Here is an 18,699-nt window from a genome sequence, read left to right as displayed (position 1 = left end):
CCGCCAAGCGGGCCAAGCTCGCGATGCTGCGCGGCCTGATGGACACCGCCGGCGGCGAGGGCGGGACACTGCGCGAGCAGGCGACCGAGGCGCTGCGAGCCCTGGTCGGCCGGGACGACGCCGAGCTCCGCGACGACCAGTGGAGCGCGATCGAGGCGCTGGTGGCGTTCCACCGCCGCGCGCTGGTGGTGCAGCGCACCGGCTGGGGCAAGTCCGCGGTGTACTTCGTGGCGACCAGCCTGCTGCGTGCCCGCGGCGCGGGTCCCACGGTGATCGTCTCCCCGCTGCTCGCGCTCATGCGAGACCAGATCTCGGCCGCCGCGCGCGCAGGGATCCACGCGGTGACGATCAACTCCGCCAACGTCACCGAGTGGGACCAGGTGCACGCCCAGATCGCCGCCGGCGAGGTGGACGTCCTGCTGTGCTCCCCCGAACGTCTCAACAACCCCGCGTTCCGCGACGAGGTGCTGCCCCGCCTGGCGGCCGACGCCGGGCTCGTCGTGGTGGACGAGGCGCACTGCATCTCCGACTGGGGGCACGACTTCCGCCCCGACTACCGGCGCATCCGCACGCTGCTGGCCGACCTGCCGCCGGGCATCCCCGTGCTCGCCACGACGGCCACGGCCAACGAGCGGGTGACCCGCGACGTCGCCGAGCAGATGGCGGTCCACGCCGACGGACGCAGCGCGGGCATGGCCGCCGACGACGGCGCGCTGGCGACGACCGACGACGTGCTCGTGCTGCGGGGCGCCCTCGACCGCGAGTCCCTGCACCTGGCGGTGCTCGAGCTCGGGGACCAGCCGACCCGCGTCGCCTGGCTGGTCGAGGCGCTGCAGGAGATCGACGGGTCCGGGATCGTCTACTGCCTGACCGTCTCCGCCGCCGAGGAGGTGGCGTCCCAGCTCCGGGGCGCCGGACTCGCCGTGGCCGCGTACACCGGGCGCACCGACCCGACGCAGCGTGCGCAGCTCGAGGAGGACCTCAAGGAGAACCGGGTCAAGGCCCTGGTCGCGACGTCCGCGCTCGGCATGGGCTTCGACAAGCCGGACCTCGCGTTCGTCGTGCACCTGGGGGCGCCGTCGTCCCCGATCGCCTACTACCAGCAGGTCGGCCGTGCAGGACGTGGCGTGGACGACGCCGTCGTCGTGCTGCTGCCCGGGCACGAGGACAAGGCGATCTGGGACTGGTTCGGGTCGCAGGCCTTCCCGGCCGAGCCCCAGGTCCGGGCTACCCTCGCTGCGCTCGCCCAGACGGGCGAGACGATGTCGACCGCGAACCTCGAGACGTACGTCGACCTCAAGCGGTCCCGACTCGAGTCGATGCTCAAGGTCCTGGACGTCGACGGTGCGGTCCGCCGCGTGAAGGGCGGCTGGGTGGCCACCGGGGTCGAGTGGGTCTACGACGCCGCCCGGTACGAGCGTGTCGCCGAGACGCGCCGCACGGAGGCCCAGGCGATGCTCGACTACGTGGCCACGACGGGATGCAGGATGCGGTTCCTGCGAGCGCAGCTGGACGACCCGGCGTTGCCCGACGGCTGGACGTGCGGGCGCTGCGACCGGTGCGGCGGGGTGACTCTGCCGCCCCCGCCGTCCAACGAGTCGGTCGCCGAGGCTCGTTCGGAGATGGACCGTCCCGGCGTCGGGGTCGAGCCCCGCAAGATGTGGCCCTCCGGTCTGGCGACGCTCGGCCTGGACGTCAAGGGCAAGATCCCGGAGTCCGAGCGCGCCGAGCCCGGTCGCGCCGTCGCCCGGTTCGACGGGCTGGGATGGTCGGGACCTGTGCGCGAGCTGTTCGCGCCGACGACGCCGGACGGCGAGACACCGACCGCGCTCCGCACCGCGGCGGCACGGGTGCTCGACGCCTGGGACGCGATCCGTACGGCTGGTGGCGCCGACGAGGGGTCCGGTGCCGCGCCTGACGCCGGTGTCGACCGGCGGCTCGTCGTCGAGGGTGTGGTCGCCGTGCGCTCCGTGACGCGGCCGCAGCTCACCTATCACCTGGCCAACGGCCTGGCGTCCTACCTGGGCGTCCCGCTCATCGGGGCCGTCGGTCCCGCGCCGGGAGCCGAGGAGCCAGGCCGGCACGACGTGAACTCGGCCATGCGGCTCGCCGGCGTCGTCCAGCGGCTGCGGCTCGAGCTCGGCGAGGCAGCACTGTCCGGCCTCCCGGGTCGCACCGTGCTGCTGGTGGACGACTGGACCGAGTCGGGGTGGACCCTCACCGTCGCGGCACGGCTCCTGCGCCAGGCCGGCGCGGCAGCGGTCCACCCGTTCGTGCTCGGCGTGCGCTAACCGTCGAGCAGGCCGCGCACGTCGTCGGCGGCGAGCGCCCCGGCGAACGCTCCGGCGTCGTCGTCGAGGACCGCGTCGAACAGCGCGGCCTTGCGCTGGGCGAGCGCCATGACCTTCTCCTCGATGGTGTCGGCGGCGACCATCCGGGTGACGACCACCCGGCGGGTCTGGCCGATCCGGTGCGTGCGGTCGATGGCCTGCGCCTCGGCCGCCGGGTTCCACCAGGGGTCGAGCAGGTAGACGTAGTCCGCCTCGGTGAGGTTGAGGCCCACGCCGCCCGCCTTGAGGCTGATGAGGAACACCGGAGCGGTGCCCTGTTTGAATCCGCGGATCACCGCCGCCCGGTTCCGGGTGCTCCCGTCCAGGTAGGCCACGGGCAGGCCGGCCTCCGCGCACCGCTCCTCCACGCGGCGCAAGAACGAGGTGAACTGGGAGAACACCAGGGCTCGATGTCCCTCGGCGGCGAGCTCGACGAGCTGGTCGACGACGGTGTCCAGCTTGGTCGAGGTGGTCCCGGCGTAAGCGTCGTCGACGAGTGCGGCGTCCAGGGCGAGACGCCGCAGCGTCGTCAGGGAGCGGAAGATCGCCGCGCGGTTGGCCTCGAAGTCGCTGAGCAGGCCCAGCAGCCGCTGCCGCTCACGCTGCAGGTGCGTGTCGTAGACCTTGCGGTGGTCGGGAGCGAGCGGCACCCTCAGCACCTGCTCCTGGCGGGCGGGCAGCTCCGGAGCGACCTGCGCCTTGGTGCGTCGCAGCATCAGCACCCGGATGCGCCGCTTGAGGCGTTCCAGCGCACGGTTTCCCGCCGCGACGACCGCGGCGTCGTCGTCCTGGGCGGCGGCGGCGACCGGCCGGATCGTCTCGGCCCGGAAGCGGTGCAACGACGGGTACAGCCCCGGTGCCACGATCGCGAGCATCGCCCACAGCTCGGTGAGGTTGTTCTCCAGCGGCGTGCCCGTGATCGCCAGCTTGAAAGGGACGTCGAGCCGGCGAGCCGTCTGGTTCGCCCGGGTGCGCGGGTTCTTCGCGAACTGGGCCTCGTCCAGGATCAGGCCGGACCACTCGAGAGCGTCGAACGCCTCGAACTCCAGCCTGTACACGGCGTACGAGGTGACGACGACGTCGGCGCCGTCGACGACCTCGGCCAGGCGACGGCCCAGCTTCTTGGTCGTGGCGGCGAGAGCGGCCACCTCCAGGCCGGGGGTGAAGCGCGCAGCCTCGTCGACCCAGTTGCCGACGACGGACGCGGGCGCCACGACGACGAACGGTGGCGCGGTCTGCCCGTCGGCCGCCGCGTCCGCGCGGACGCGGGCGAGGAAGGCGAGCGTCTCGACGGTCTTGCCGAGCCCCATGTCGTCCGCGAGGATGCCGCCGAGCCCGTGCTGCCACAGGTAGGTGAGCCACTCGTACGCCTGGTGCTGATAGGGACGCAGGTCAGCATGCAACCCCTCTGGGGGCTCGAGGTGCACCGGTGTGCCACCCCCGTCGGCGATCCGGCGCAGGTCCGCCACCGAGCGGAGCCACCGGTCGGGGACCCGTACCTCGTCCGCGGACTCCTCCAGCTCGCCCCAGAGCTGGGTGTCGTAGCAGCTCAGGCTGAGGCGCCCCGGCCGGTCGCTGAGCGCGGTGGCCTCCTCGATGAGCGAGCGCAGCCGGCCGAGCGAGCGCTGGTTCAGGTGCAGCCACGAACCGTCCACGAGCAGCAGCCGCTTGCGTCCGTGCGCCAGAGCGGTGAAGAGCTTCGTGAACGGCACCTCCTTGCCGGCGACCGTCACCGAGATGCCCAGGTCGAGCCAGTCGGAGCGGCCGGACGGCGCACCGTCGACGACCACGCGCGGGGGCCCGTCCAGGTGGTGGTAGTCGGGCGCCGGGTCGCCCTCGACCCGCACCTCGGCGGCCGCGAGCGCCGGCAGCACGTCCTGCGCCAGGTCCAGGGCGTCGAGCCCGGTGAACCGCTGGTGGTCGTCGATCTCGAACCGCTCGAACCCGGCGATGCCGCGGACCACGGACGTGGCCTTCTCCCGGATCTCCGCCTCGGTCTCCGGGTCGCGGCCCGGGTCCGCCACCGCACCCGTCAGCGGGACGGCACGAGGCTCCCCGTCTCCCCGCGGGTAGCGCCACGTCCAGGTCAGGTCGGCGTGCTCGGGCGAGCCGAACAGGGCAGTGGCGACGAGCAGGGGCCGAGGGTTCTCCGGCAGCTCCACGCTCCCGTCCGAGGCGACGCGAGCGGCACGGCGCAGGGCGGGCAGATGCTCGGTGAAGAACTCGTCGACGTCCGACGCCGGCACGTCGGTGGGGCCGAGCGCCACCAGCTCGCGGACGCCCTCCCCGAGTCGCTGCGGGGCCGGACCGATCCGGAGCACCACCCGGCCGTCTCTCGTCTCGACGGCGTACAGGCCGGTGTCGCCGACGGTGCCGAGCTGCGCCTCGCCGGACGCGTCGACCCCGTCCAGGGCGACGACGGGCGACAACCGCACCCCGTCGGCCGACGCCGCGACCTCGAGCCGGACCGTCGCCGCCCCCGCCAGGTGGACGTCGTCACGGGCTCCGTGGCCGACGAACGGGATCTGCAGGTCTGCGGCCTCGGCCAGGAGCGCCCACAGCCCGCGCCCGCCGGCGTCGAGCGGACGCCACGCGTCCCGGGACCGCACGGAGCGGTCCTCGAGGGCGGCGCCCAGGTCCGCGAACCAGCGCCGCACCTCCGGCACGGGTGTGGCGCGGACACCGGCGAACGCGTAGAGGCCACGGGTCAGGGCGTCCCAGCTCGCCTCAGGGGCCGTCTTCCAGCCGCCGCCGCGCGACGGGACCACCGGCCGGACCGACAGCCCGGGAGCGGCCTCCCCCAGGGCGCCGTCGAGGCGGAAGCGCAGCGCGACCGGCAGCACTCCGCCGGACGACGGAGCCGCCGTCGGACCGGAAGCGCCCGTGACGGCGGCGAGACGGTCCCGCCAGTCCGTGCCGCCCGTGCCGCTCCGGCCTTCCTCGCCGTGCGGGCGGACGTGGAGCAGCGTGGCCGCGACGTGCTTGCAGTCGACCGCGACCGGGCACGAGCAGGACGAGGCGTGGAACGCGTAGCGACCCGCGTCGTCGACCACGAACCAGATGCGGCAGTCGTAGGGCTGCGGGCCGCTGCCCGCCACCCGCGCGCTCAGGACGAGCCCGTCGGCGTCCCACCGCCAGGAGGCGACCATGCCCGCGCGCTGGTAGCCCTGCGCGCGTCGGAACGTCGTGGTGCCCACGATCCCGCCGACGACGAGCGGGTCGAGCCGGGGCGGCAGGGCGGAAGGGGCGGGCATGGGACCCATCGTCCCACCACGCCCTGACACGACCGGCTCAGAAGCGGCCGCGCACCGCCTCGCCGTGCGCGGGAAGGTCCTCGTCGACCGCGATCGCGGCGATGCGGTCGGCCACCTTCGCCAGCGCCTCCCGGGAGTAGTCGACGACCTGCACCGAGCGCAGGAACGCGTGCACGCCCAGCCCGCTGGCGAAGCGTGCGGTCCCGCCCGTGGGCAGCACGTGGTTCGAACCCGCCATGTAGTCGCCGAGCGAGACCGGCGAGTACGGGCCGACGAAGATCGCCCCCGCCGACCGGACGCGCTCGGCGAGCTCGGCGGCCCTCTCGGTCTGGATCTCCAGGTGCTCGGCGCCGTAGGCGTCGACCACCGACAACCCTTGGTCGAGGTCGTCCACCAGCACCACCGCCGACTGCGGTCCGGCGAGCGCCGTCGTGACGCGGGCGGCGTGCTTCGTGGCCTCCGCGAGGTCCACCAGCTTCGCCTCCACCGCGCCTGCGAGCTCCACCGACGGCGTCACGAGCACCGAGGCCGCCATCAGGTCGTGCTCGGCCTGGCTGACGAGGTCGAGCGCCACGTGCCCCGCGTCGGCGGTGTGGTCGGCGAGGACGGCGATCTCCGTGGGACCGGCCTCGGCGTCGATGCCGACGACGCCGCGCACGAGCCGCTTGGCGGCGGCGACGTAGACGTTGCCCGGACCGGTGACGACGTCGACCGGCTCGCAGAGGACCTCTCCGTCGACAGGCTCGCTCCCGTGCGCGCCGTAGGCGAACATCGCCACCGCCTGGGCACCGCCGACCGCGTAGACCTCGTCGACGCCGAGCAGGGCGCACGCCGCCAGGATCGTGGGGTGCGGGAGGCCGCCGGAGTCCTTCTGCGGGGGCGAGGCCACCGCGAGGGACGGCACGCCCGCCTCCTGCGCGGCGACGACGTTCATGATCACCGACGACGGGTAGACCGCCAGGCCGCCCGGCGCGTAGAGACCCACGCGCTCGACGGGGATCCAGCGCTGCCGCACCTCCGCGCCGTCGGCCAGGACGGTCGTGTGCTCGGTGGGCATCTGGTCGGCGTGCACTGCTCGCACGCGGACGATCGCCTCCTCGAGCCCGTCGCGGACGAGCGGGTCGAGGCCGGCCAGGGCCTCGTCGATCGCGTGCCGGGGCACCCGCAGATGATCCGGGCGCACCCCGTCGAAACGCTCGCCCAGGTCGCGCAGCGCGGCGGCGCCACGGGTCCGGACGTCGGTCAGGATCGGAGCGACGGCGTCGACGGCCTGCTCCACGCCGACCTCAGGGCGCGGCAGCACCCTCAGCAGCTCGGCGCGGGACAGGACCTGTCCACGAAGATCGATGCGTTGGATCACGTCCCCAGTCTAGGCCGTGCCCTACGGGCCCGGCCGGTCGTCCCGGACGGTGGTCGCTGGGACAATACGAGGCATGGACAACCCCCTCGAGGTCCCGATCCGCGACGACGCCATCCGGCTCGGCCAGTTCCTCAAGCTCGCCGGCCTCGCCGAGTCCGGGAACCACGCCCGCGACCTCGTGGCCGACGGCGACGTCCGCGTCGACGGCGAGACCGAGACGCGGCGCGGGCGTCAGCTGCGCGCCGGCGCACGGGTGACGGTCGTCGGCCCCGAGGGCGAGGAGACCGCCGTCGTCGTTCAGGACGACATGTAGGCCGACGCCATCACCCGGTCCGGGGTCAGCTGCAGCACGATCCGGTCCGGGTCGTGCTCGAGCTGCCGGAACCGCTTCGCGTAGCGGCGGACCGCCTCGGCCACCTCGTCAGCGTCCTCCACGACGGCGATCGTCCCCTCGAGCGTCATCCACCGGCCGCCGTCGACCTGGCAGACGGCAGCCCGTGGCGGCTCACCGTCCGGCCCCCGACGGCGGGCGTTGCGCGCCTTGACCGACGTGCGCCGCGCGGTGATCCGCACGACGCCCCGCTCGGCGTCCCAGGTGAAGGCCACGGGGACCACGTGCGGCGTGCCGTCGGCGCGCAGCGTGGTCAGCGTCGCGAGGTGCCGTTCCGTGACGAAGACGAGCTGCTCGGGGTTGAGTCGGATCACGGGCGCGAGCCTACGCCCCGGCCGCGGGTCCCGGACCGTCGAAGCCGCGGACCGTCACGCGCGGCACGGCGCCGTCGTGCAGGGCACGCAGCACCACCAGCTCGTGGGGCACGACCGGCTCCGGCAGGTGCACGAACGGGAACCAGCGCAGGTCCGCCGCCTTGTCGCGCTCCTGCAGCACGGGGTCGCCCTGCCACCGGCTCGCCGCGAAGAAGAAGTCGACCCGCTGCTCCAGCGCCGGGCCGCCGGGCAGTCCCCGGTGCATCACGGTCAACGCCTCGAGGTCCGCCGGTGCGACGGTCACCCCGAGCTCTTCGCGCGCCTCCCGCACGGCGGCCTCGAGCACCGACTCGCCCTCCTCGACGTGGCCCGCCGCGCCGGCCGCCCAGTACCCGTCCATGAAGCCGGTGCCGGACCGCAGCTGCAGCAGCACCTGACCCTCGCGGCGCAGCAACAGGTAGACGGCCGGCACCACGCGGAACCGGTGGCCCGCGGTGCCGTCGTCCCAGGCGGCGCTCATGACAGGCAGCTCGGGCCGAGCAGGGCCTTGAGGTCGCCGAAGAGCGCGGGCGACTTCTCGACCCGCAGCCGGTCGGCCGCGCGCACCACCGTCTTCTTGCCGGGCTCGGCCACGTGCACGTGGACCTCGGCCGGTCCCGGGTGCGACGTCAGCACCTCGCGCAACCGCACCATCACCGGCTCGACGCACCGCGTGTGGGGCACGGTCACCTGCACCGGGGAGTCGGCCACCGCCGAGGTGTCCGGCAGGGTCACCTCCTGCGCCTGGAGCTGCATCTGCTCGTCACGCCGACGGACCCGGCCCTTGAGCGTCACCACCTGGTCCTCGGCGAGGACGGTGGAGTAGGCCAGGTAGGTCTCGCCGAAGAACATGACCTCGACGGAACCCTCCAGGTCCTCGATGGTCACGGCCGCCCACGGGTTGCCGTTCTTGCTCATCTTGCGCTGCACGGAGGTCAGCAGCCCGGCGACGGTGACGGAGGAACCGTCCGGACGGCCCTCGTCGGCCATGAGCGACGCGATGGACGTGTCGGCCGCACGCGCCAGCACGTGCTCCATGCCGGACAACGGGTGGTCCGAGACGTACAGCCCCAGCATCTCCCGCTCGAACGCGAGCAGCTGCTTCTTGTCCCAGTCCGGCAGGTCCGGCACGTCGACGCTGAAGCTCATCTTCTCGTCGCCCGCGCCCAGGTCGGCGAACAGGTCGAACTGCCCCTTCGCCTCCTCGCGCTTAACCGAGATCACCGAGTCCACCGCCTGCTCGTGGACGACGAGCAACGCGCGGCGCGGGTGCCCGAGGGAGTCGAACGCCCCGGCCTTGATCAGCGACTCGATGGTGCGCTTGTTGCACACCACGGCCGGCACCTTGTCGAGGAAGTCGGTGAACGAGGTGAAGTCGCCGTGCTCCTCGCGGGCCGCGAGGATCGCCGAGACGACGTTCGCGCCGACGTTGCGCACCGCCGTCAGCCCGAACCTGATGTCGTCACCGACGGCCGTGAACTTCGCGGCCGACTCGTTGACGTCCGGCGGCAGGACGGTGATGCGCATCCGGCGGCACTCGCCGAGATACAGCGCCATCTTGTCCTTGTCGTCCCGCACGGACTGCAGGAGCCCCGCCATGTACTCCGTGGGGTACTTCGCCTTGAGGTACGCCGTCCAGTAGGCGACCAGCCCGTACCCGGCGGAGTGCGCCTTGTTGAACGCATAGCCGGCGAACGGCACCAGGACGTCCCAGACGGCCTTGATCGCAGCGTCGGAGTAGCCCCGCTCCTTGCAGCCGGCCTCGAAGTTCACGAACTCCTTGGCGAGCACCTCGGGCTTCTTCTTGCCCATGGCGCGGCGCAGGAGGTCCGCCTGGCCGAGCGAGTAGCCCGCGAGGATCTGCGCGGCGCGCTGCACCTGCTCCTGGTAGACGATCAGACCGTAGGTCTCGTCCAGGACCTCGGACAACGGTTCGGCCAGCTCGCGGTGGATCGGCTCGATCTTCTGCATGCCGTTCTTGCGCAGCGCGTAGTTCACGTGCGAGTTCATGCCCATCGGCCCGGGTCGGTACAGCGCGATGACGGCCGAGAGGTCGTCGAACTTGTCGGGGCGCATCTGACGCAGCAGCGAGCGCATCGGGCCGCCGTCGAGCTGGAACACTCCGAGGGTCTCGCCGCGGGCGAGCAGCTCGTAGGTGGCGACGTCGTCGAGCGGGACGTGCTCGATCTCGACCGCGTCCTTGCCGTTCATGGTGATGTTCTCGAGCGCGTCGTCGAGGATCGTGAGGTTTCGGAGCCCGAGGAAGTCCATCTTGATCAGGCCGAGACCCTCGGACGTCGGGTAGTCGAACTGTGTGATGACCGCGCCGTCCTGCGGGCGCCGCATGATCGGGATGACGTCGATCAGCGGCTCGCTCGACATGATCACGCCCGCCGCGTGGACGCCCCACTGGCGCTTGAGCCCTTCGATGCCGCGCGCCGTCTCCACCACGCGCTGGGCCTCGGGGTCGGTGTCGTGCACCTGCCGGAACTCGGAGGCCTCCGAGTAGCGCTCGTGCTCGGGGTCGAAGATGCCGGACAGCGGGATGTCCTTGCCCATGACGGGCGGCGGCATCGCCTTGGTGAGCTTCTCCCCCATCGCGAACGGGAAGCCGAGCACGCGGGAGGCGTCCTTGAGGGCCTGCTTGGCCTTGATCGACCCGTAGGTGACGATCATCGCCACCCGGTCGTCGCCGTACTTGTCGCTCACGTAGCGGATGACCTCGGCGCGCCGGCGCTCGTCGAAGTCGACGTCGACGTCCGGCATGGAGACGCGTTCCGGGTTGAGGAACCGCTCGAAAATCAGCCCGTGCTCGAGCGGGTCGAGCTCGGTGATGCCCATCACGTAGGACACCATCGAGCCGGCCGCCGAACCACGGCCCGGGCCGACGCGGATGCCCTGCTCCTTGGCCCAGTTGATGAAGTCGGCGACGACGAGGAAGTACCCCGGGAAGCCCATCTGGATGATGACCTCGGTCTCGTACTTCGCCTGCGCACGGACCTCGTCCGGCACCCCCGCCGGGTAGCGGCGGTGCAGGCCGTGCTCGACCTCCTTGACGAACCAGGAGATCTCGTCCTCGCCGTCGGGCACCGGGAAGTTCGGCATGTAGTTCGCGCCGGTGTCGAACGAGACCTCGCACCGCTCCGCGATGAGCAGCGTGTTGTCGACCGCCTCCGGCATCTCGGCGAAGAGCCGCCGCATCTCGGCACCGGACTTGACGTAGAAGTTGTCGCCGCTGAACGCGAACCGGCTACCACCCTGGTCGTAGGTCGGCTCGTCCAGCGTGGACCCGGAGTTCACCGCCAGCAGCACCTCGTGCGCGTGGGAGTCCTCCTGCTTGGTGTAGTGCAGGTCGTTGGTCGCGACCAGCGGCGCCCCGATGTGCTCCGCCAGGCGCAGCAGGTCCTTGGACGTGCGGGACTCGATCTCGATCCCGTGGTCCATGAGCTCGACGAAGTAGTTCTCCTTGCCGAAGATGTCCTGGTACTCCCCGGCCGCCCGGACCGCGTCGTCCCACTGGCCGAGGCGCAGGCGCGTCTGGATCTCGCCGGACGGGCAGCCCGAGGTGGCCATCAGGCCCTCGGCATAGGTCTCGAGCAGCTCGCGGTCCATGCGCGGCCACTTGCCCATCTGGCCGTCCAGGGACGCCAGCGACGACGCCCGGAACAGGTTGTGCATGCCGGTGTTGTCCCGGGACCACAGCGTCATGTGGGTGTAGGCGCCGCCCGCGGAGACGTCGTCGCGCCGCTGGTGCTGCTCGCCCCACTGGACCTTGGTGCGGTCGTGCCGGCTGGTGCCCGGCGTGACGTACGCCTCGACACCGATGATCGGCTTGACCCCGAACTTCTGCGCGGTGCTCCAGAAGTCGAACGCCCCGAACAGGTACCCGTGGTCGGTGATCGCGATCGCCTTCTGGCCCAGCCGCGCCACCTCGGTGAACAGGTCGTTCATCCGGGCCGCACCGTCCAGCATCGAGTACTCGGTGTGGACGTGGAGGTGGACGAAGTCGTCGTTCTTCTCAGGTGCGTCCGGCATGGGGTCGAGTCTAGGAGCCGCCACCGACCTTCGACGACGCCCCTCGCCGGAACCCCCGGCACCGCCCCGCGCCGTCCGCGTACAGTGCTCCCAACACCCGCCCGGAGAAGGAGGAGCCGTGGCCTCAGTGACGAGTGCCGACGTCGCCCGCGCCGCGGGGGTCTCCCGCACCACCGTCAGCTACGTCCTCAACGACACCCCTGGTGCGTCCGTCTCCGAGGCGACCCGCGAGCACGTCCGGGCGACGGCCTCCCGGCTGGGGTACGCGCCGTCGGCGGCCGCTCGCACGCTGCGACGCGGGCGCAGCGACCTGGTCGTCTGCGTGCTGCCCGACTGGCCGACCGGCCCCGTCGTGGACTCGCTGCTGGACCACCTCACCGACGTGCTCGCCGAGCGCGGGCTGTTCGTGCTGGTCCACCACCACCGCGACTCGCGCGCGCTGGCCGAGCTGTGGCGGGCCGTGACACCACGCGCCGTCGTCGGGCTCGCCCCGTTCCTCCCCGCCGACGTGCGGGCGATGGAGCAGGCCGGGATCGCCGTCGTCGGGTCGGTCGAGTCCGCCGACGGCGGGGCCTTCGACCGCTCGCAGCACGACCTCGCCGTGCTCCAGGTCGACCACCTGACCGCCCGCGGGCACCGCTGGGTCGCGTTCGCCACGACGACGGACGGTCGGCTGCGCCGGTTCGGCGACGCCCGCTTCGCCGGGGTCCGCGACGCCTGCGCGGCACGCGGGCTGCCCGAGCCCCGGCAGGCCGCCGTGCGGACGGACGAGCCGGCCGGCGCGACGGTCCGCTCCTGGCACGCGAGCGGCGTCACCGCCGTCGCCGCGTACAACGACGAGGTCGCCCTGGCCCTGCTCGCCGGCGCCCGGGACGCCGGCCTGGCGGTCCCCGACGATATCGCGGTGATCGGCGTCGACGACGCCCCCGCCGCCCGGGTCACGACGCCCCCGCTGACCACCGTGGCCCAACCGGTGACGGCCCAGTCCGAGCACCTGGCGGCGAGCGTGCTGGCGGTGCTCGACGGGCACGGGCGGCCGCCCTGGCCGGACGACCCCGCCCGCGTCGTCGTGCGATCGTCGACCTGACGCCGCTCGGCGCCGGTCAGGGCACCGGGTAGTCCACGACGTACTCCGGGGACCCCGACGTCGACGGCGGCACCGCGTCGCCCACCCCGTTGACGACGTGCTGGATCGTGCCGGCACTGAGGTTGACCGTCATGAGGTGGTGCAGCCGAACCCCCGGTACCTGCGGCACCGAGAACCCGTTCTCGGTGACGATCTCCGGGTTGTTCTGGTTGAACACGTACACGCCCGCGCCGAACAGGCGGTGCCGCTCGACGTCGTCGGCGACCTTGTACCCCTCCCAGCCGAGCGTGCCGTCCGGCTGCGTCCAGTCCGCCTGGGTCGGCGGGTCGTAGGGCAGCTCGTTCTGGTAGAGGACCACGGTGCCGTCCTCGCCGTTCCAGATCGTGTTGTGCTCCTGGAAGTGCTCGACGAAGAGCCCGGTGGCGGTGACGCGGTCGCCGTCGACCACCACGCCGTTGCGGCCGACGTTCGTGGCCCAGCGCTCCGTGTCGCCGTTGACGCCCGCGGACCCGTCCGTCGCGAAGTCCTCGACGCCGTGGTCGCCGCGCCACACCCAGGTGTGGTCGATGAGCACGTCGTGCGAGTTCACGTCGAGAGCCACGTCCGCCTTGCCGACGTGCGGGCCGCCCACCCGGAAGTACACGTCGGACAACGTGATCGGGTCGGCGGCGTCCGACCTGTGGTTCTTGCCGCGCTCCTTGCCGATGCGCAGCAGCGCCGGCGACTCCTCGGTCCCGGCGTCGATGGAGACACCGGCCACGACGACCCCGGAGGTGTCGGCGACCGTCAGCGGCACCGCGCCGTCGACGGCGGTGAGCGTGGCGTGCCCCATGCCGAGCACGACCGTGCCCGGCCGCTTGACGGAGATGCTCCGGTCGACGTCGTAGACGCCGGGCGTGAGCAGCAGGTGCTTTCCGCGAGCCAGCTGACTGTTGATCCTCGCCACGGAGTCGCCGGGCCGTGCGACGTAGAAGTCCGTGATCGGCAGCGTGCGGCCGGGGGCGAGGCCGTCGGCCCACGAGACGCCGCGGGTCTCCGTCTGCGCGGCGGGGACGCGCACCTGGTAGCGCCCCTCGTCGTCGACGAACAGGTACGGCTTCTCGCGGCTCACCGGCGTCGTCTCGAGCGTGGTGTACGGCTCCGTCGGAAAGTTCTGCTCGTTCGGCGCACCCTCGACCCCGGCGAAGACCTGGTTCCACACCGCGTTGGACCAGCCGCCACCGAGCTCGCTGTTGCGCGTGAGCCACTGCTGCTGCGAGCCGTTGGTCACCTCGGTGTCGAACCGGGAGTCGGCGATGAAGCCGCCGCTGGCGTACTGCGGGCCCGCCGAGCAGTAGTCCATGAGCGAGAGCGGGCCGCGCACGTCGAGACGACGCATCGAGACAGCCTGCGACACCGCCCAGAAGTTCGTCGTCGCCTCGCAGTCGCCCTGGCCCGCGGTGTTCACGTCGAGCGACAGGTTCGACACGGTCCGCCAGAAGTTGACCAGCGCGATGCAGTTGGGGTTCGCAGGGTCGTCCGAGAGGCAGCGGTTGCGCACCTCGATCGTGCCGTCGACGGTGACGTCGGACGGCGAGGCGCCCAGACCGGCGACCTCGGTGTAGTACCCGACGTCGATCTGCAACGGGTCCTCGGCCGAGCCGTAGGTGCCGGGCAGGAAGTAGACGGCGTGCCGGTCGGTACCCATCTCGGCGTCGACCTGCCGGTCGTGCAGGGAGTCCATCGTGGCCTGGATCTCGTCCTGCGGCGTGCTGGGACCGAACACGGTCACGTGCGGGCCGAAGTCCGGGTCGGTGGCGTCGACCAGGTCGGGCCGGGCGGCCTGCGCGCCGGGCATGGTGGCGATGGCGGTCACGAGAGCTGCTCCTGCGGCGACGGCAGGCACGAGCCGGCGGCGCGGCTGCCGTGCGCTCGCTCGTGCCGCTGCGTGGGGTGATGACATGCGTCCTCCTCGTCGAGGTCGCGGGTGACTCGTGTCACCCGTCGCCACGAGAGTAGCCCGCTGCTGCCTCCGGGACAAGCGCCGTCAGGCGTAGGCGCCGCGGACGACCTCGAGAGCCGACTGCAGGTCGTCGGGGTACTCGCTGCTCACCTCGACGCGGCCACCCGTCAGCGGGTGCTCGAAACCCAGCCGCATCGCGTGCAGCCACTGCCGCTCGAGCCCGACCCTCGATGCCAGCACCGGGTCCGCGCCGTACGTGAGGTCACCCACCAGCGGGTGCCGCAACGCCGCGAAGTGCACGCGGATCTGGTGCGTCCGACCCGTCTCCAGGTGCACCTGCGCCAACGAGGCCGCCGGGAGCATCTCGAGGACCTCGTAGTGCGTCACCGACGCCTTGCCCTCCGCCACCACGGCGAACCGGTAGTCGTGGTGCGGGTGCCGGCCGATGGGCGCGTCGATGGTCCCGGTCGTCGGCTCGGGGTGGCCCTGGACCAGCGCGTGGTAGACCTTGTCCACCGTGCGTTCCTTGAAGGCGCGCTTCAGTCCGGTGTACGCCAGCTCGCTCTTGGCCACGGCCATCAGGCCGGAGGTCCCGACGTCCAGCCGGTGCACGATCCCCTGACGCTCGGCCGCCCCCGACGTCGAGATCCGGTACCCCGCCGCCGCCAGGGCTCCGACCACCGTCGGGCCCGTCCACCCCGGCGACGGGTGCGCTGCGACCCCGACCGGCTTGTCGACGACCACGACGTCGTCGTCCTCGTAGGCGATCCGCATCCCCTCGACGGGCTCGGCGACGACCGGCGGCGCCGACGACACCTCGGGCACGTCGACCTCCAGCCAGCCGCCGGGGGCCACCCGGTCCGACTTGCCGACCTCCCGGCCGTCGAGACGCACCGCTCCGGCGGCGGCGAGCTCTGCCGCCTGCGTGCGCGAGAAGCCCAGCATGCGCCCGAGAGCGACGTCGACCCGTTCTCCGGCCAGGCCGTCCGGCACCGGCAGCGTGCGCACTGTCATCAGGCGGCGTCCCGGGCCTCGCGGCTGCCGTCGATCCCGATGCCGCGGAACGACAGCACGATGATCATGCCCGCCGCGGCCACGATCGCGATGTCGGCGACGTTGCCGACGAAGAAGTCGGCGTAGGCGATCATGTCCACGACCTCACCGCGGGCGAACCCTGGTTGGCGCAGCAACCGGTCGCCGAGGTTACCGAGGGCACCGCCGAGCAGCAGCCCGAGCGCGACCGTCCAGCCCGCCGAACCCAGCCGGCGCATCGCCCGCACGATGACCACGACGACCGCCACCACGACGATCGTGAGGACCCAGGTGTACCCGTTGGCCATGAAGGACAGGGCCGCCCCCGGGTTGAACACCAGGGTGAGGCCGAGCAGGTCACCCAGGAGCGCGACGCGCACGCCCTCGGTGAGCGCGGACAGCGCCCACCACTTCGTGAGCTGATCGACGACGAGGACCACCGCCGCCAGCAAGAACGCCCACCGACCCAGCCGGCCGCGGCGCACCGACGTCTCGGGAGGGAGCGTCGGTGCAGACGTCTCGGGCTCGTCGGGGATCTCGGGAACCGGCTCGGCACCGGTGGGCGTGGAGGACATCGCGCCCGATTCTACGGTCAGCGCCGCTCCTCGCGCGCCTTCGCCTCCACCGACAGCGTCGCCCGCGGGAAGGCCTGCAACCGCGCCTTGCCGATCGGGTGCCCGGTGATCTCGCAGGTGGCGTAGGTGCCGTTGCTGATCCGGCCGATCGCGTGCGACGTCTGCGCCAGCAGGTCACGCAGGTTGTTCACCAGCGTCAGCTCCTGCTCGCGCTCGAGGGCGCTCGAGCCGTAGTCGGCCTGGTCGTCCCCCGCACCGTCCCCGGAGTTGCGCAACAGGTCGCTCAGCTCGGCGTCCGCTGCGGCCAGCTCCCGGGTGTAGCGCTCACGGTCCTCCAGCAGGAGGAAGGCGAGCTCGGACACCTCCTGGAGCGTCCAGGGGTCCTCCCCGTCACGCACCGGGAACTTCTTGACGTCCCGCGCGAGGTTCGGGAACTCGCCCCGGACCGTCTCTCGCTGGGAGGTGGAGAGCTTGGCCATTCGCTGCCCTTCCGTTCGTGAGGTCACCGCAGCGTAAGTGCGCGGACCGGCCCGCACAACAGCACGCGCCGAGGTGGCGTGTCCTGGGGTGGGGCCGGTCCGCGCAGGGACCGCTCCGGAGGTCCGCTCAGAGTTCCTGCGGACGCCCCGCGCCGGCGTTCTGCCGCTGCGGCGGGAGCGCCGAGCCGCGGGCGTCCAGGTCACCGAGCAGGTTCTGCAGGAAGCTCTTGAGCCGCGTGCGGTAGTCCCGCTCGAACAGCCGGAGCTCGTCGATCTTGCGCTCGAGGAGCGAACGCTCCTGCTCGAGCTGGGAGAGCGTGCGGTGGCTCGTCTCCTCCGCCTCGCGCACGATGCGGCTGCCCTCCGACTTCGCCTCGGAGATCAGGCGGTCACCCTCCTCCTGGCCCGAGCGCACGTAGTCGTCGTGCAGCTTCTGGGCGAGCTGGAGCATGCCGGTGGCCGACTCCGGCTCTGCGTGCGGCTTGTCGCCGGCCGGCTGCGCAGCGGCCGCAGCGGCGGCCGCTGCCTGGACCTGCGCCGCGACGTCTGGCTGCTCGGCGGACTGCTGCGCGGCCTCGCTGCGGCTCAGCTCACCCACACGGCGCTCGGCCGCGGCGAGCTTGGATCGCAGGTCGTCGTTCTCCTCCTGCACGGACGTGAGCGTGCGAACGACCTCGTCGAGGAAGTCGTCGACCTCTTCGACGTCGTAGCCCTCGCGGAACTTCGTCGCCGAGAACTTCTTGTTGAGGATGTCCTCTGCCGTCAGCAGTGCCATCGTGTCACCTCGTTGCCGTAGCGCGGTCCAGTGCACGGACCCGGAGCGTCCGTGGATGACCACGGTAGCGGACGCCCGCTGCGACGGCCCCCCGGGGGAGCCGCGCTCACGGTGTCTTCACAGGTCCGGCGTGGGCTGGTCCCGCGTGTCGCGGGACCGGGAGAAGGGTTGCCGGCGAGCCCGGCCGGTCAGGCGGTCGCGGAGAGGAATCCCGCCACGCGCAAAAGGATCGACGTGGCGAAGAACAGCACGAGGAACGCCAGGTCGAGGCGGACGCTGCCCAGCGTCAACGGCGGGATGACGCGCCGCAGCGCGCGCAGGGGCGGGTCGGTGACCGTGTACACCGCCTCCGCAAGGATCAGCACGATGCCGCGCGGACGCCACTCCCGGGCGAAGACCTGCACCCAGTCGAAGACGAGCCGGACGATGAGGCAGACGAGGAACAGGAACAGGGCGAAGTAGACGACGCCGAAGATCACACTCACGAGGGCAACTTACCGGACGCACGACGCGCGGCCCGGGGGGCGTTCCCGGGCCGCGCGTCGTGGTCGTGTCAGCTCTGGTTGTAGAAGGCGCCGGCGCGGGGGTCGGGCCGCTCGGCGACCTGCTCCTCGCCGGTGATCTCCACGTGCTCGGGCGAGAGCAGGAAGACCTTGTTCGTCACACGCTCGATCGACCCGTGGAGGCCGAAGATCAGGCCGGCCGAGAAGTCGACGAGGCGCTTGGCGTCCGCGTCGTCCATGTCGGAGAGGTTCATGATCACCGGGGTGCCGCCGCGGAAGGCCTCACCGATGAGCCGGGCGTCGTTGTACGACCGGGGGTGGATCGTGGTGATCCGTCGCAGGTCGCCACCGGCGAACGCGTCCATCGGTGCTCCGTCCCGGTGCAGAGGCGTGACCTCGGCCTGGTAGTCGTCGTCGCGCACCGGCTCCAGCTCCTCGTCGAACTCGTCGAGGTACTCCCCGTCGGGGCGCTGGTCGTCGGCCAGCCCCAGGTACAGCATCGTCTTGCGAAGCGCTCCGCCCATCGCCCTGCTCCGTTTCGTCGGTAGGTCTGTGACTTGACGGTAACCAGCAGCGCGCGGTA

Annotated in this window: 15 protein-coding genes; 3 read left to right on the top strand and 12 right to left on the bottom strand. The window is 72.2% G+C overall.

Translation table 11 applies throughout. The features are described from left to right. The first annotated feature begins 23 nt into the window (after positions 1-23). Complete coding sequence (locus ACWAT2_RS10270) at positions 24-2,291, top strand: RecQ family ATP-dependent DNA helicase (protein ID WP_402375545.1); 2,268 nt, start codon at positions 24-26, stop codon at positions 2,289-2,291. Here ACWAT2_RS10270 and ACWAT2_RS10265 read toward each other — a convergent pair. Together ACWAT2_RS10265 and hisD are read right to left on the bottom strand one after the other, a co-directional pair. After that, complete coding sequence (locus ACWAT2_RS10265; RefSeq protein WP_402375188.1) at positions 2,288-5,584, bottom strand: DEAD/DEAH box helicase; 3,297 nt, start codon at positions 5,582-5,584, stop codon at positions 2,288-2,290. The genes ACWAT2_RS10270 and ACWAT2_RS10265 overlap by 4 nt on opposite strands. 37 nt (positions 5,585-5,621) lie before the next feature. After that, positions 5,622-6,944 carry a histidinol dehydrogenase gene (hisD, locus tag ACWAT2_RS10260; protein WP_402375190.1) on the bottom strand — a complete coding sequence of 441 codons (1,323 nt, stop codon included), beginning with the start codon at positions 6,942-6,944 and terminating at the stop codon, positions 5,622-5,624. A 73-nt stretch (positions 6,945-7,017) separates the two neighbouring features. Between hisD and ACWAT2_RS10255 the strand changes: the two genes are divergently transcribed. Then, a complete protein-coding gene (locus tag ACWAT2_RS10255) occupies positions 7,018-7,257 on the top strand; it encodes an RNA-binding S4 domain-containing protein (RefSeq protein ID WP_402375192.1) in 240 nt (79 codons plus the stop codon). Here ACWAT2_RS10255 and ACWAT2_RS10250 read toward each other — a convergent pair. From ACWAT2_RS10250 to dnaE, 3 genes are read right to left on the bottom strand one after another with little or no spacing between them, the layout of a single operon-like run. After that, positions 7,242-7,649, bottom strand: coding sequence for a pyridoxamine 5'-phosphate oxidase family protein (locus ACWAT2_RS10250; RefSeq protein WP_402375194.1), 408 nt, complete (start codon positions 7,647-7,649; stop codon positions 7,242-7,244). The two genes, ACWAT2_RS10255 and ACWAT2_RS10250, sit on opposite strands and share 16 nt — an antisense overlap. Before the next feature lie 10 nt (positions 7,650-7,659). Then, the gene (locus tag ACWAT2_RS10245) at positions 7,660-8,169 is read right to left on the bottom strand and encodes an NUDIX hydrolase (RefSeq protein WP_402375196.1); all 510 of its coding nucleotides are present in this window, start codon (positions 8,167-8,169) and stop codon (positions 7,660-7,662) included. Continuing rightward, positions 8,166-11,723 (bottom strand): DNA polymerase III subunit alpha, encoded by a 3,558-nt coding sequence (dnaE, locus tag ACWAT2_RS10240; protein WP_402375198.1) that lies wholly within the window; start codon positions 11,721-11,723, stop codon positions 8,166-8,168. The genes ACWAT2_RS10245 and dnaE overlap by 4 nt, the downstream gene beginning before the upstream one ends. Before the next feature lie 118 nt (positions 11,724-11,841). On the opposite strand from dnaE, the gene ACWAT2_RS10235 reads away from it, so the two are divergent. Continuing rightward, positions 11,842-12,810, top strand: coding sequence for a LacI family DNA-binding transcriptional regulator (locus ACWAT2_RS10235; RefSeq protein ID WP_402375200.1), 969 nt, complete (start codon positions 11,842-11,844; stop codon positions 12,808-12,810). A 16-nt stretch (positions 12,811-12,826) separates the two neighbouring features. Here ACWAT2_RS10235 and ACWAT2_RS10230 read toward each other — a convergent pair whose 3' ends face one another. The 7 genes from ACWAT2_RS10230 to ACWAT2_RS10200 all read right to left on the bottom strand — a co-directional run bounded on the left by ACWAT2_RS10230 (position 12,827) and on the right by ACWAT2_RS10200 (position 18,640). Further along, positions 12,827-14,752, bottom strand: a complete 1,926-nt coding sequence (locus tag ACWAT2_RS10230; protein ID WP_402375202.1) for a glycosyl hydrolase family 28-related protein — start codon at positions 14,750-14,752, stop codon at positions 12,827-12,829. 84 nt (positions 14,753-14,836) lie between these two features. After that, positions 14,837-15,766: an RluA family pseudouridine synthase gene (locus tag ACWAT2_RS10225; RefSeq protein ID WP_402375204.1), complete on the bottom strand. Its 930-nt coding sequence runs from the start codon at positions 15,764-15,766 to the stop codon at positions 14,837-14,839. Next, positions 15,766-16,359: a signal peptidase II gene (locus ACWAT2_RS10220; RefSeq protein ID WP_402375206.1), complete on the bottom strand. Its 594-nt coding sequence runs from the start codon at positions 16,357-16,359 to the stop codon at positions 15,766-15,768. The genes ACWAT2_RS10225 and ACWAT2_RS10220 overlap by 1 nt, the downstream gene beginning before the upstream one ends. Positions 16,360-16,376: 17 nt before the next feature. Next, positions 16,377-16,838, bottom strand: a complete 462-nt coding sequence (locus ACWAT2_RS10215) for a TraR/DksA family transcriptional regulator (RefSeq protein ID WP_402375547.1) — start codon at positions 16,836-16,838, stop codon at positions 16,377-16,379. A 127-nt stretch (positions 16,839-16,965) separates the two neighbouring features. Next, entirely contained in the window at positions 16,966-17,613 is a 648-nt protein-coding gene (locus tag ACWAT2_RS10210; RefSeq protein ID WP_402375208.1) for a DivIVA domain-containing protein, read from the bottom strand. Between the two features lie 188 nt (positions 17,614-17,801). Continuing rightward, positions 17,802-18,098 (bottom strand): YggT family protein, encoded by a 297-nt coding sequence (locus tag ACWAT2_RS10205; protein ID WP_402375210.1) that lies wholly within the window; start codon positions 18,096-18,098, stop codon positions 17,802-17,804. Positions 18,099-18,166: 68 nt separating this feature from the next. Next, entirely contained in the window at positions 18,167-18,640 is a 474-nt protein-coding gene (locus tag ACWAT2_RS10200; protein WP_106267961.1) for a cell division protein SepF, read from the bottom strand. Positions 18,641-18,699: the final 59 nt, after the last annotated feature.

The organism is Isoptericola sp. GX10416, assembly GCF_056590155.1.
Note: the sequence above shows the minus strand (reverse complement) of the source record. Positions and strands in the feature narration are given on the sequence as shown.

Coding starts and splice junctions, on each gene's coding strand:
- ACWAT2_RS10270 (WP_402375545.1), top strand. CDS start 24: ATGCTGCGCGGCCTGATGGACACCGCCGGCGGCGAGGGCGGGACACTG.
- ACWAT2_RS10265 (WP_402375188.1), bottom strand. CDS start 5,584: ATGCCCGCCCCTTCCGCCCTGCCGCCCCGGCTCGACCCGCTCGTCGTC.
- ACWAT2_RS10255 (WP_402375192.1), top strand. CDS start 7,018: ATGGACAACCCCCTCGAGGTCCCGATCCGCGACGACGCCATCCGGCTC.
- ACWAT2_RS10245 (WP_402375196.1), bottom strand. CDS start 8,169: ATGAGCGCCGCCTGGGACGACGGCACCGCGGGCCACCGGTTCCGCGTG.
- dnaE (WP_402375198.1), bottom strand. CDS start 11,723: ATGCCGGACGCACCTGAGAAGAACGACGACTTCGTCCACCTCCACGTC.
- ACWAT2_RS10230 (WP_402375202.1), bottom strand. CDS start 14,752: ATGTCATCACCCCACGCAGCGGCACGAGCGAGCGCACGGCAGCCGCGC.
- ACWAT2_RS10225 (WP_402375204.1), bottom strand. CDS start 15,766: ATGACAGTGCGCACGCTGCCGGTGCCGGACGGCCTGGCCGGAGAACGG.
- ACWAT2_RS10220 (WP_402375206.1), bottom strand. CDS start 16,359: ATGTCCTCCACGCCCACCGGTGCCGAGCCGGTTCCCGAGATCCCCGAC.
- ACWAT2_RS10215 (WP_402375547.1), bottom strand. CDS start 16,838: ATGGCCAAGCTCTCCACCTCCCAGCGAGAGACGGTCCGGGGCGAGTTC.
- ACWAT2_RS10210 (WP_402375208.1), bottom strand. CDS start 17,613: ATGGCACTGCTGACGGCAGAGGACATCCTCAACAAGAAGTTCTCGGCG.
- ACWAT2_RS10200 (WP_106267961.1), bottom strand. CDS start 18,640: ATGGGCGGAGCGCTTCGCAAGACGATGCTGTACCTGGGGCTGGCCGAC.